At 64.4% G+C, this 12,234-nt stretch carries 10 protein-coding genes; 6 read left to right on the top strand and 4 right to left on the bottom strand.

Annotation, left to right across the window (positions count from 1 at the left end):
- The first annotated feature begins 526 nt into the window (after positions 1 to 526).
- Both flhA and QW887_RS17770 read left to right on the top strand, forming a co-directional pair.
- Positions 527 to 2,653 carry a flagellar biosynthesis protein FlhA gene (gene flhA, locus QW887_RS17765; RefSeq protein ID WP_315714040.1) on the top strand — a complete coding sequence of 709 codons (2,127 nt, stop codon included), beginning with the start codon at positions 527 to 529 and terminating at the stop codon, positions 2,651 to 2,653.
- Between the two features lie 372 nt (positions 2,654 to 3,025).
- Entirely contained in the window at positions 3,026 to 3,226 is a 201-nt protein-coding gene (locus QW887_RS17770; RefSeq protein WP_315714039.1) for a hypothetical protein, read from the top strand.
- Positions 3,227 to 3,357: 131 nt separating this feature from the next.
- Here QW887_RS17770 and QW887_RS17775 read toward each other — a convergent pair whose 3' ends face one another.
- The 4 genes from QW887_RS17775 to fliI all read right to left on the bottom strand — a co-directional run bounded on the left by QW887_RS17775 (position 3,358) and on the right by fliI (position 6,955).
- The gene (locus QW887_RS17775; protein ID WP_315714038.1) at positions 3,358 to 4,350 is read right to left on the bottom strand and encodes an anti-sigma factor domain-containing protein; all 993 of its coding nucleotides are present in this window, start codon (positions 4,348 to 4,350) and stop codon (positions 3,358 to 3,360) included.
- Between the two features lie 51 nt (positions 4,351 to 4,401).
- A complete protein-coding gene (locus QW887_RS17780) occupies positions 4,402 to 4,950 on the bottom strand; it encodes a sigma-70 family RNA polymerase sigma factor (RefSeq protein ID WP_315714037.1) in 549 nt (182 codons plus the stop codon).
- 153 nt (positions 4,951 to 5,103) lie between these two features.
- Positions 5,104 to 5,523 carry a flagellar export protein FliJ gene (gene fliJ / locus QW887_RS17785; RefSeq protein ID WP_315714036.1) on the bottom strand — a complete coding sequence of 140 codons (420 nt, stop codon included), beginning with the start codon at positions 5,521 to 5,523 and terminating at the stop codon, positions 5,104 to 5,106.
- A 109-nt stretch (positions 5,524 to 5,632) separates the two neighbouring features.
- On the bottom strand, positions 5,633 to 6,955 hold the full coding sequence (gene fliI, locus QW887_RS17790; RefSeq protein WP_315714035.1) for a flagellar protein export ATPase FliI: 1,323 nt from the start codon (positions 6,953 to 6,955) through the stop codon (positions 5,633 to 5,635).
- A gap of 423 nt (positions 6,956 to 7,378) precedes the next feature.
- Here fliI and ctrA point away from each other — a divergent pair, with 423 nt between their 5' ends.
- The 4 genes from ctrA to QW887_RS17810 all read left to right on the top strand — a co-directional run bounded on the left by ctrA (position 7,379) and on the right by QW887_RS17810 (position 12,231).
- The gene (gene ctrA / locus QW887_RS17795; protein ID WP_012046382.1) at positions 7,379 to 8,080 is read left to right on the top strand and encodes a response regulator transcription factor CtrA; all 702 of its coding nucleotides are present in this window, start codon (positions 7,379 to 7,381) and stop codon (positions 8,078 to 8,080) included.
- Positions 8,081 to 9,033: 953 nt separating this feature from the next.
- Positions 9,034 to 9,387, top strand: coding sequence for a hypothetical protein (locus QW887_RS17800; protein ID WP_315767794.1), 354 nt, complete (start codon positions 9,034 to 9,036; stop codon positions 9,385 to 9,387).
- Between the two features lie 50 nt (positions 9,388 to 9,437).
- Positions 9,438 to 9,842 carry a hypothetical protein gene (locus tag QW887_RS17805; protein WP_315714033.1) on the top strand — a complete coding sequence of 135 codons (405 nt, stop codon included), beginning with the start codon at positions 9,438 to 9,440 and terminating at the stop codon, positions 9,840 to 9,842.
- A gap of 697 nt (positions 9,843 to 10,539) precedes the next feature.
- Positions 10,540 to 12,231 (top strand): alginate export family protein, encoded by a 1,692-nt coding sequence (locus QW887_RS17810; protein ID WP_316194764.1) that lies wholly within the window; start codon positions 10,540 to 10,542, stop codon positions 12,229 to 12,231.
- Positions 12,232 to 12,234: the final 3 nt, after the last annotated feature.

The following is a 12,234-nucleotide window of genomic DNA, read 5'->3' on the forward strand; positions in this document are numbered from 1 at the left end:
CCCGCGTTGACCGTTTCTTTCGAATGCCCATCGCAACCTCCTCATCGAGTGTTGCGACGACCAATTGAATCCGCCGGGTGATTCGGCCAGACCTGTGGTGACTGCCGCCTGCTTTTTTTGCTGCAGGCGGGCCACGGGCGCGGCCAGCGCCCGGCCTTCCCTGCGCCCTCCACCTGATTTGAGGGCAGACCTGACGCACAACTCGGGCGCGCGGCGCCGCGAGACCGCGGGCGCACGCCAACCAAGCCGATGCAGGAGACCGACCGATGCAGACCAGCGCCTAGCTTGCCAAGTGCGCCCGCTCTCCTGCCCCCGCAACCCTTTGTTAACCGCCATTAACCGAACGCTAACCAACCACCGGGCAAAAATTGCCGGGTGGAATGTGCGTGTCGTGGTTGGGTGCAGTTGACGGAGGAGACCTTCCGTGGACGCCGGCGCGGTACCTCAGTTTCGGAACGGCGGCCCTGCGGCCGTCGCGCAGTCGTTTGGGGCCGGCACACGCGGCCCGCGGGAAGGGGCGAAAGCCATGGTCGACGTCACGGCGGGTCAGGGGGTCGGATCTCCGGCCGGCGGGTTCTCATTCGCTGACCTCAAGACAGCCGTCCTGCGCGGCGACATCGCGCTGGCGCTCGGCATCCTCACCATCCTGGTGGTGCTGATCCTGCCGCTGCCCTCGCTGGTGCTCGATCTGTTCCTGGCGATCTCGATCACCCTGTCGATCCTGATCCTGATGACCGCCTTGTTCATCCAGGCGCCGCTGGAATTCTCCTCCTTCCCGACCATCCTCCTGATCTCCACGATGCTGCGGCTGTCGCTCAACCTGGCCTCGACCCGGCTGATCCTGTCGCGTGGCCACGAGGGCACCGATGCCGCCGGCCACGTCATCGAGGCGTTCGGCAACTTCGTGATGAGCGGCAATTTCGTCATCGGCATCATCGTGTTCGCGATCCTGGTGACGGTGAACTTCGTCGTCATCACCAAGGGTTCGGGCCGCATCGCCGAGGTCGCGGCGCGCTTCCATCTGGACTCCATGCCCGGCAAGCAGATGGCGATCGACGCCGACCTCTCCGCCGGCCTGATCGACGAGAAGGTCGCCAAGATCAGGCGCAAGGAGCTGGAGGACGAAAGCGGCTTCTTCGGCGCCATGGACGGTGCCTCCAAATTCGTCCGCGGCGACGCGGTCGCCGGCCTGCTCGTCGTCTTCATCAACATCATCGGCGGCATCATCATCGGCGTCGCCCAGCAGGGTCTCGGCTTTGCCGAGGCCGCCCGCACCTACACCACGCTGACCGTCGGCGACGGCCTCGTGACCCAGGTGCCGGCGCTGATCGTCTCGACCGCCGCGGGCCTCCTGGTCTCCAAGGCCGGCGTCAGCGGTGCCGCCGACAAGGCGCTGATCAAGCAGTTCTCGGGCTATCCGCAGGCGCTCGGCATGTCGGCTGCCGTGATGCTGGTGCTGGCGCTGCTGCCGGGCATCCCGACCCTTCCGTTCCTGGCGCTCGGCGGCGGCGCCGCCGCGCTCGCCCTCAAGGCGCGCAAGCAGAAGGAGGTCGCGAAGGCCGAGGAGGTCGCCGCGGCTGCAGCGCCGGCAGCGGCTGCCACCGCCGCGGCCGCCGAGGAGCCGATCTCGGCCGCGCTCAAGATCGACGACCTCAAGATCGAGCTCGGCTATGCGCTGCTGCCGCTCGTGAACGCACCCGACGGCACCGACCGCCTGACCGACCAGATCAAGGCGCTGCGCCGGTCGCTGGCGATCGAGATGGGTTTCGTGATGCCGTCGGTGCGCATCCTCGACAACGTGCAGCTCGAGGCCAACACCTACATCATCAAGATCAAGGAGGTCGACGCCGGCTCCGGCAAGATCTGGCCGAGCCAGTTCATGGTCATGGACCCCGGCGGCAACCAGGTCGCGGTGCCCGGCATCCACACGACGGAGCCGACCTTCGGCCTGCCCGCCACCTGGGTCGACGCCGGCCTGAAGGAAGAGGCGACGCTCAAGGGCTACACGGTCGTCGACGCGGCGACCGTGCTGTCGACGCACCTGACCGAGCTGCTCAAGGCCAATATGAGCGACCTGCTGTCCTACGGCGAGGTGCAGAAGCTCCTGAAGGAGCTGCCGAAGGAGCAGAGCGAGCTGGTCAAGGACATCGTGCCGACGCAGATCACGATTTCCGGCATCCAGCGCGTGCTGCAACTGCTGTTGTCGGAGCGCATCTCGATCCGCGACCTCTCGACCATCCTCGAAGGCATCGCCGACGCGCTCGCGTTCTCGCGCAACCCGGCAACGATCGTCGAGCACGTGCGCGCCCGCCTCGCCCGCCAGATCTGCGCCCAGAACACCTCGCCGATGGGCTACCTGCCGCTGATCGCGCTGTCGGCCAGGTGGGAGCAGGCGTTTGCGGAATCGCTGATCGGCCAAGGCGAGGAGCGGAGCCTCGCGATGCAGCCGTCGAAGCTGTCGGAGTTCATGACCGCCACGCGCGATGCCTTCGAGCGCGCCGCACGCGAAGGCGAATCGCCGGTGCTGGTGACGTCGGCGGCGATCCGGCCGTTCGTCCGCTCGCTGGTCGAGCGCTTCCGGGCCCAGACCACGGTGCTGTCGCAGGCCGAGATCCATCCGCGCGCGCGGCTGAAGACGGTGGGGAGCGTGTGACGGCTGACGTTGCGGAACCGCAGAATTCCGGGCGCGTTTGATCGGCGGGGCCGGCGCGAGGCGTCGGCTTTTGCCGTTTTTACCGGCGGACCACCCCTTGCTTTACCGCCACAGGCAAACGAATTCTTAATTTTGCGTTAGGTGGCTGAAATTTCATCCGCATACCGAACAACCAATCAAACCTTTGATATAACTACATGAATTTGGATTTCATCGACTTTCGATCGCGAGACATCACGCCTTATCACACACTTGTGATGTGGTCTACGAAACAGAATTGAGGTTTCCTACGTTAGTTCACGCGAGACGATGAACCGGAAAGCCCCCGGCTCACACGAATCAGCGAAGGACGGAAGACGGCAGGAGGCTTCCATGAACCACTCGATTTACAGCGCGGATCGTACGACCCACCTCAAGATTGTGGTGGTTGCGCTCGTGGCTGGCATCGCAGTGGCCGGCCTCGGCATCTCCGCCCGACTGAATGCGGAGCCGAACTACGCGCAGACGGCAAAGGTCCTCAAGGCCGGCAAGCCGGTCGTGGTGACGAGCTCGGAGATGTCGGTGGTTCGCTGACAGGAATTCCCGGAATTCACGCGGTTCTCACAGCCCCCCAACTGGCCGCGTGGATATGTAGTAGACCCAACCCCAAGTCGACTACTGAAAACGCCCGCTCCCCACGGGCGTTTTCTCTTTTGGGCGTTGAATCACCGCGCCGACGGCACCGTCTCGATCAGCTTGCCGGTAAAAACGATCGGCCCGGTCGCCTGCCCGGTCGGCGACCCGCCCTCCGGCTCGACCGTGACGGCGTAGGTCGCGCGGTTGACTGTGTCGGCGTCGTAGGACGAGAGAACGGGACGGCTGGTGAAGTCGCTGCCGCCGATCACGCCGAGCGAGCGCGGCTTCTGCAGCTTGTCGGACACGAGCCACAGCTCGAAGCTCTTGCCCGGCTCCGGCGCGGCGCCGACCCGGCGCACGGTGTAGCTCTTGCTGGCGGCATCGACGGTCAGGATGAACGCCGGCGACGCCGCGTCCTTCTGCAGGAGGGCAACGAACTGGGCGGAGGGTTGCGCGACCGGCACCTTGACCTCGACAGTCTGGATCCGCGGCTTCGGCTGCAATGGCCGCGGCAGGAGGTCGGGGCGGTAAACCTGGACAACGACCAGCGCGAGCAGCACGGCCGCGAGCGCGGTCATGATGTTGGCGACCGCGCGCAATTGCCGGACCTTGGACGAGAGCTGAACGACATTGGTGTCGTCGTTCGCGATCTCGCCAGCCGCGGACGTGCTGCGTGTCGGCGTGATGACCGGCGCCGCGACCTCAGGCTCTGGTTCGCTGACGGGAGACGCATGGATCGGCGCAGCTTCCGCTTCGACAAGCGGGACCTCGGGAGGCGCGGGCTCGGGCTGAGCGGCAACGACCGGAGCCTCGACGATCGTCACCTGTGCAGCCGGCGCGCTCTCGGCGTTCGCGCGCAACCGCGCAATCTCGGCCTTGATGCGCTCCCACAGTTCGGGACGCGGCTCGACCAGCCCGACCATCTGATTGAGCGGACCGAGGCGAAATTCCCACGCGTGGACCAGCGCGACAAAATCCTTGTCGACCGCCATCATGGTCTCGACCTGCGCCCGTTCGGCGGCGTCGAGCGTCCCGAGCGCGTATTCCGCCGCCAGCGCGATATGGTCTTCGCTATACGCCATCACAGGTCCAGGTCACGTCCTACAAGGTCTCTCGCCGGTCCGAACAGCACCTCATCCGAGACCGAGGCATTGGCGGATGTCCATCATGCTCCGCCTCAGCCAGGTCTTCACCGTGTTCACCGGCGCCTCGAACTTGGTCGCCAATTGCTCGCGGCTCCAGCCGTTATAGTAGGCAAGCAGCACGAGCTTCTGGCGGTCGGGCTCGAGCTGGCCGACGCATTCCAAAAGACGCTTGAGCTCCTCCGACATCTCGCGGCGCGCCAGCGGATCCGGCGTCTCGGCCGCAACCTCCAGCGCGGAGGGCTCATCCTCCAAAGACAGCTCACCGCGCTTGCGCACCAGATCGATGGCGCGGTTGCGGGCGATGGCGGCCATCCAGGTGATCGGGGAAGAAACGGCCGGGTTGAACTGTGCGGCGTTGTTCCAGACCTTCACATAGGTCTCCTGGACGACCTCCTCGGCGAGGTCCTGTCGGTGCAAGATACGGAGCACGACGCCATAGAGTTTCGCGCGCGTCGCCGCGTAGAGGCGCTCGAAGGCAGCCTCGTCCCCTTTGGCAACAGCGGCAAGCAACCAGACCAGCTCTGCCGGCGTCAGCATTCAGCGTCCCCGAAAATCGCCCCACTCCCTCGTTCGAGCCTACGTCCTCCCGTAGCACAAGTCCTGGGCAACTCTCCACCGGGGTGGGCACGACGAAAAACCCGGACCTCGCGGCCCGGGTTTTCGAAAGCGACAGCCGTGACGGCGACAGGCTCAGGCGATGACGCCGAGCCGGGCGCGCATCAGGCCGATAGAGTCCATGTCGGCCTGCTCGCGGGCGCTCTCCTCGGCCTTCTCGCGGGCCTGGTCACGCTCGTCGAGCAGCTCGACCTTCTTCATTTCCTCGAACGCCTCGGACAACGCGGCCTTGGCGTCCTCGAGCTGGGTGCGCAGCTCGTCGGCCGAGCGCGTCAGGTTTTCCCGGCGCTGGATCGCGGCCTTGGCGTAGGTCGGATAGGCAAAATGGGTCGGGTCGTTGATGCCGGCCCGCTCCTGCTCGGTCTGGATCTCCCGCTCGAGCTCGGCCGACATGCGCTGGAAGTCAGCGATCATGCCCTCGATCTGCGTCACCCGGCGGCGTTTCTCATCCACCTGAAATTTCTTCAGACGGATCAGCGTTTCGCGCGACTTCATCGACTCATACTCCCCAGAAGTCCCGTGTACGGCGCGGGACAGGGCCGGCCGCCCTTGCTGGGCTCGCCGACTAGGCTCATTACATGGAGGGGATGATTACCCGACAAAGTTAGCTTTCCGTTTCCAAGCGCCCCAGGATCTGTTCCAGCTCCCGATACCCGTTCTGCAGCGTCGAGACCTCGTCCTTGCGCTGGCGCAGGAACGCCTCCAGCGGCTCGTGCAGCCGGATCGCCTCGTCGACCTCCGGACTGGAACCGGCGCGATAGGCACCGAGCCGGATCAGTTCCTCCATGTCGGCATAGGTCGCCATCACCTGGCGCGCGCGCATGATCGTCGGCAAGAATACGGGGTCGGCCGATTTCGGCATCGTGCGCGATACCGATTTCAGGACGTTGATCGCCGGATAGCGGCCGCGTTCGGCGATCGAACGCTGCATCACCACGTGGCCGTCGAGAATGCCGCGCACCGCATCCGCCACCGGCTCGTTGTGATCGTCGCCATCGACCAGCACCGTGAAGATCCCGGTGATGGTGCCCTCGCCGCTGCCCGGCCCCGCCCGCTCGAGCAGCTTCGGCAGCTCGGTGAACACCGTCGGCGTGTAGCCCTTCGCGGTCGGTGGTTCGCCGGCCGACAGCCCGATCTCGCGCTGCGCCATCGCAAAGCGCGTGACCGAGTCCATCAGACAAAGGACATCCTTGCCCTCGTCGCGAAAATATTCCGAGATCGCGAGCGTCAGATACGCCGCCTGTCTTCGCATCAGCGCCGGCTCGTCGGACGTCGCGACCACGACGACCGAGCGCGCGAGGCCCTCCTCGCCGAGATCGTCCTGCAGGAACTCCTGCACCTCACGGCCGCGCTCGCCGATCAGCCCGATCACCGACACCGCCGCGTCGACGTTGCGCGCCAGCATCGACAGCAGCACCGATTTGCCGACGCCGGAACCGGCGAAGATGCCGAGTCGCTGGCCGCGGCAACAGGTGAGAAAGGTGTTCAATGCGCGGACGCCGAGATCGAGCGGCGAGCCGACGCGCCGGCGCGAATGCGCTGGCGGCGGATTGTTCCGATAAGGAACCGGTGAGGCGCCCTGCGGCAGCGGCCCCTTGCCGTCGATCGGCTCGCCCATCGCATTGATGACTCGGCCGAGCCAGGCCGGCGACGGCCGCACCTGATTGGCGGCATTGGCGATCACGGCGCGGCAGCCGCGGCGCACGCCCTCCAGCCCGGCGAACGGCATCACCACGGCATTCTTGCCGGAGAAACCGATCACTTCGGCAGGGATGTAATTGTTGCCGGTCTCGATCACGATGCGCGCGCCGACCGACATCGCATGAATCGGCCCGGCGATCTCCACCATGAGTCCCTTCACGCCGACGACACGCCCATAGGTGTTCACGGCGTCGATGTCGCTGATCTGCTCGGCCAGAGCCTTCATTGCCAAAGCGCCTTCATTGCGAGAGAGCTGTCATTGGGCCAGAGCCTTCATTGCGAAAACCTTAAGTAGGGGCAGATTCGCGTCGTCGGCTTAACTCTGTGTTTACTCGCATCATTAATCATTACGTCATGGTCTGGAGTGACTGACGTGCTTCGCTTTGCCGCCCTCAAAAAGCGGTGAGATCCGAGAGTCGGTTAGGTCCATCTCTTAACATGGAGCTTGAACGAGAGCGGCTAAGAAAAACTGCTTCATCGCAACACCTTACGGCGATTCGATAAAAATTGCACGGATAGAGCTTGCGGAGGGGAATCAGGATTTGTTAACCATCTCTCGTCAGGATCCGAATCAGTTGTTCAAAGGCGTTTTGAGTGCCGCAGATGGCGGCCGACCTGACGCCCGGAGCGGCGACTATGGGGAACTGGCATGCGCGTTTTGCTGATTGAGGATGACAGCGCCGTCGCGCAGTCGATCGAACTGATGTTGAAGTCCGAAAGCTTCAATGTCTACACGACTGACCTGGGCGAAGAAGGCGTCGACCTCGGCAAGTTGTACGACTACGACATCATCCTTCTCGACCTCAATCTGCCCGACATGTCCGGTTACGACGTGCTGAAGCAGCTGCGTGTCTCGAAGATCAAGACGCCGATCCTCATCCTGTCCGGCCTCGCCGGCATCGAGGACAAGGTCAAGGGTCTCGGCTTCGGCGCCGACGACTACATGACCAAGCCGTTCCACAAGGACGAGCTGATCGCCCGCATCCACGCGATCGTCCGCCGTTCCAAGGGCCACGCCCAGTCGGTCATCCAGACCGGCGACCTCGTCGTCAACCTCGACACCAAGACGGTCGAAGTCGGCGGCCAGCGCGTGCATCTGACCGGCAAGGAATACCAGATGCTGGAGCTGCTCTCGCTGCGCAAAGGCACCACCCTGACCAAGGAGATGTTCCTCAACCATCTCTACGGCGGCATGGACGAGCCCGAGCTGAAGATCATCGACGTCTTCATCTGCAAGCTGCGCAAGAAGCTCGCCAACGCCTCCGAAGGCCGCAACTTCATCGAGACCGTCTGGGGCCGCGGCTACGTGCTGCGCGAGCCGCACGACATGGACGAGCGCATCCCCGCCTGAGCTTTCACTGGGTCCACCGGCGAGCCTCACGGCTTGCTCCTCCCAGACTGGGCCCCGCCGCGAATGGCGGGGTTTTTGTTTGTGGGCTGGGTCGATCGAGGCGAAGAACGTCGCGCACAGGCTGCGGCTTCGCGAACATTGCGCTCCCTTCTCCGGCGGTTGCGGCGCATCGCCTGTCCCGGCAGGGCAAGCCTGGCAGTCGGGCGCGATCTGCTGCCCCCCATCTCCGTCATTGCGAGGAGCGAAGCGACGAAGCAATCCAGAGTACCACCCTGGCCCCTGGATTGCTTCGCTGCGCTCGCAATGACGCCCGGGGGCGACGTTCAACCCGAGAAGCACGCACGACATCTACGGATGCACCTTATGCGACCCTGCGGACAAACCCTCGCGATCTCGCGGCGCCCAGCGCCCGAGCTATGTGCCATTCTCACCGCCCTCTCCTAACCGAGGGCGCAGGGAAGGCCGGGCGCTGGCCGCGCCCGTGGCCCGCCTGCAGAAAAGAAAGCAGGCGGCAGTCACCACAGGTCTGGCCGAAACACCCGGCCCTCCCTGCGCGATGGCTTTACGATTTATACGCGATCTCCCTGGGGACCGGCTGTCTTGCCCCCATCACCCGCAGGCAGCTCATCAGCAACGCCCACAGGCTCGACCTCAGCACCGGGAGGCCAGGACCACGCGACTTCACCGTGCGCCCGGGATCGTTCGTCGGCACGGCGAACCATGCTGCGATCCCAAGCGCCCATCGCATCCCACACCCGACGTCCGTGACGACCGCGAAGCGTCCCCTCGTTGGGGCGGGACGCGCGGAGTAAAGCACATTTTTCGTAAAAACAAAATAGAATTTCGATAAACAGAAATCATATTTCTTCCAGCCGTTCGAACGGCCACCGTCAAGGCTTGCGTTCCCGATCGAGACTCTGTCGAACGCTCCTGTTTCGGATCGACGATCTGCCATGTGCGGCTTCGCGCAAGTCACCTGCGATGCCCATGCGGCGCAGAGATCGGTCCCAATTCTGATCACCACGCTCGGCGGGGTGGTGTCGACCAGTTGCCGGAACGTGCTGAGCGGCGATCGGCTTCTGGTCGACATGACGACCGGCGTTTCGCAAGTCGAAGTCGATAGCGGTACGGTGAAGGCATCGGTCAAACCCGTCGTCAGAGGCATGTTGCGGAGCGACATCGGCTCCGCCGGGCACCGCACCAGAGCCGAAGAAATGATGCCAAAAGTTGTGCGGACCGTGACGTCGCACCCGCCTTATTACCTTGAGTTGCATCAAAGACGGTCAACAATTTCCGTGGCAGGCTAGCATTGACGGCGTATCCGTCATCAATGGTCCTTCAACGTGAGGAGTTCACTATGGCTAGAAGCATTGCTGTTGGTCTTGCTATTCTCGCCGTCTCTACATCTGCGGCCTTGGCAGGACATCGTACTCATCATGCAAAAGGTACTCATGCAAAAGCCAGTGCGGCTCAGCAGGTCGGGGCGAGCAAAAGTGATCGCGACCAATATGGAAATATGCAGGTCAATCCCGGAACTCCGGGCCTGAGCGGCAGCAACGCTGCCCTACATGCAAAAACGCATCGCGATTCCGGCTACGGGCCGAAGAGTGACTACAATGCAGACGGGACCATGCGGGTTGATAGCGGAACTCCGGGCGTAAGCGGCAGCAACGCTGCCCTACATCGTAGAACGCACCGCGATTCCGGTTACAATCCCAAGAGTGACTACAACGCGGACGGGACCCTGCGGGTGCATCAATAGTCGTTTCTTGCGACCACGTGATTGGCCCGGAGCGTTCCGCGCACCGGGCTTTCACGTCCACGAAAACTAGCGGTCCTTGCATTGACCGACAGCGATTACGGTGACGCTGCTCGACTGCACAAAACTATCATCTCGGTCGTTGTGTAACGGCGGGCCCATGAGTCTGGCCGGTCGCGCTGGCGGCACCGTACGCGCGGACGCCATGTAGGAGCTAGTCGCAAAGATACTGTTCCTGCTGTCGTCCGAGGCGTCGAACCTGACCGGCGCGTTCTACGCGACGGACGGCGGATGGACGGCCTATTGAACCCGCTTCCAGTCCGCTGAGGACTGGAACGATCGTTCACCCACGATCAGCTTCGAGCAAAGAGACGAGATCATGATGCGATCCCGCGGACCCGCATCATGATCTCAGAGTCTCGGAAGAGCCGCGGACCTAGCGGCACTCCTTGATTACGGTGACGCTGCAGAAAACTATCGGAAAACTACCGCGCGATCCTCCTCCAACGGCGAGCCTCGCCAAAAGCACGTCCATGAGTCCGTCCGGTCGCTCTCGCTGCAGCGGCGCGGACCGGATGGGTGGCCTGCGGCACATTTCGCTCTGGTTGATCAAGATCAATCGCGCTACCTTGGCCTCGCCGATCATCGGACCACGCAATGAGCTGGTGGCAGAGCCATGCCGGACGGCAGACGTCTCCCAATGCGCGGAGGCCTCGGTCCGCACCTGGCGGCGTGGCTGTTCTCGCTGCTGCTCGTTTCTGCCGCCGGCGCCCAGGCACTGGGGCCCACGTTCGAGAACCGGCCGATCGAGTCGGTGCGTCTGGTGCTGTCGGGCGTGGTGCCCAGTGGGGCGCAGCGGGTCGCGTTCGAGGATCGCATTCGGCGGGCACTCAACATCTATCCGGGGTCGCAGCTTCACGACCTGATGGTCGATTTCGGGCTCGGCAAGGTGAAGCGCATCCCCGGCGTGGCCACGGCCTCGATCAACTACGTCGACGGCAACACCGGCGGCGTTGCGGTCGAGCTCAGCGTCGTCGTCGGCGACCGGCTGCAGGCGGATCCGGGCCGCGTCGATTTCCCCTATCTTCATCAGGGCGACGACAGCCTGCTGAAGCTCAAGCTGACGGCCGCGACGCTCGGCTACGCCAATCACGATGCCTGGTATGGCCGGCCGCAGGCCTTCGTCGGCGCCAATCCACTCGCCAAGGGACCGGCCGGCGCCGGCTGGTCGTCGTTCGGCGAAGCCGCGCTGGAGGGCGGGCTGCAGGGCATCGGACCGGTCGGCAACAACATCTATGCCTATGGCAGCCTCTCCTATCTGGCCAGCGGCTCGACCGGCACGGACCTGTTCGTCACCGGCCCGCGCCGCCATGGCGCGATCGAGGACGCCTATGCGGGCCTCGTCACGGGGATCACGGGCGACGACGGCTCGCGGCTGGTGATCAACCTGTCCGGCGGACGGCAGCCGTTCCAGATTGCCGACGGCATGCTGATCAGGATCACGGCAGCCAACGGTTTTGACCGCGCCGCGCTGCAGCTCAATCCGCGCTGGGCTGCCGACAGTTTGTTCCTCGCGCAGGCTCGCTACAACACCACGAAATTCGAGGCCTTCCGTCTCGCCCCCGACGAGCTGCCGGCGATCGATACCCACACCGTCATCGCCGGTGCGAACCTCGAGACGGGCCTGGGCACGCCGCATCAGCTCGGACTGACCTATCTGACCGTGCCGCGCTCCGACTACGGCTGGTACACGGCGACGGCGCAGGGCACGCGCCAGGGGCTGCAGGTCGCCGACGTGCGCTATTACTGGACGCCGGCCATCGGCGCGTCCGGTCCCTATGCGAAGACGGAGCTGGCGTTGCAATGGAACGACCGCAACGCGTTTCCGATGCGCGCCTGGGGCGGCTATGTCGAGGCGGGCTACACCTTCAACGAGGCGCTGTGGCGCCCCACTTTGAGCTATCGGCTGTCCGGATTCAGCGGCGACAATCCGGCGACGCGGACCTATGAGCGCTGGGATCCGCTGTTGTCGGGCGGCACCGGCGAGGAATGGGTGCAGGGGCTGAACCACTACAAGCTGTTTCAGGACACCAACCTGATCGCCCATCGCCTGCAGGCGATCCTGCGGCCGGCGCCGCAATGGGAGCTCGTGCCGCAGGCCTGGCTGTTCCAGGCGCAGCAGCTCAACAATATCGGCGGCACCACCTCGACGCTGGCCGGGCATCTGCTCGGCTACGAGGTCAATTTGACGGTGAAGTATTTCATGAGCCGCAACGTGATGTTCCAGTCGGGCGTCGCGCTGACGGCGCCGCTGTCCGGCGTCAGCCAGGCCGTTGCCGGCAACACCCGCCCGTGGTTCAGCGCGATGTCGCTGGCCCGGATCAGCTTCTGAGGG

The organism is Bradyrhizobium sp. SZCCHNRI3052 (assembly GCF_032484895.1).
In the GTDB taxonomy this organism is placed as follows: Bacteria; Pseudomonadota; Alphaproteobacteria; order Rhizobiales; family Xanthobacteraceae; genus Bradyrhizobium.

Bases quoted from the DNA above. Each gene is read 5' to 3' on its own strand.
- fliJ (WP_315714036.1), bottom strand. From the start codon at position 5,523: ATGAAGTCGCGCGAAACGCTGATCCGTCTGAAGAAATTTCAGGTGGAT.
- flhA (WP_315714040.1), top strand. From the start codon at position 527: ATGGTCGACGTCACGGCGGGTCAGGGGGTCGGATCTCCGGCCGGCGGG.
- QW887_RS17805 (WP_315714033.1), top strand. From the start codon at position 9,438: ATGGCTAGAAGCATTGCTGTTGGTCTTGCTATTCTCGCCGTCTCTACA.
- QW887_RS17775 (WP_315714038.1), bottom strand. From the start codon at position 4,350: ATGGCGTATAGCGAAGACCATATCGCGCTGGCGGCGGAATACGCGCTC.
- QW887_RS17810 (WP_316194764.1), top strand. From the start codon at position 10,540: ATGCGCGGAGGCCTCGGTCCGCACCTGGCGGCGTGGCTGTTCTCGCTG.
- QW887_RS17770 (WP_315714039.1), top strand. From the start codon at position 3,026: ATGAACCACTCGATTTACAGCGCGGATCGTACGACCCACCTCAAGATT.
- QW887_RS17780 (WP_315714037.1), bottom strand. From the start codon at position 4,950: ATGCTGACGCCGGCAGAGCTGGTCTGGTTGCTTGCCGCTGTTGCCAAA.
- ctrA (WP_012046382.1), top strand. From the start codon at position 7,379: ATGCGCGTTTTGCTGATTGAGGATGACAGCGCCGTCGCGCAGTCGATC.
- fliI (WP_315714035.1), bottom strand. From the start codon at position 6,955: ATGAAGGCTCTGGCCGAGCAGATCAGCGACATCGACGCCGTGAACACC.
- QW887_RS17800 (WP_315767794.1), top strand. From the start codon at position 9,034: ATGTGCGGCTTCGCGCAAGTCACCTGCGATGCCCATGCGGCGCAGAGA.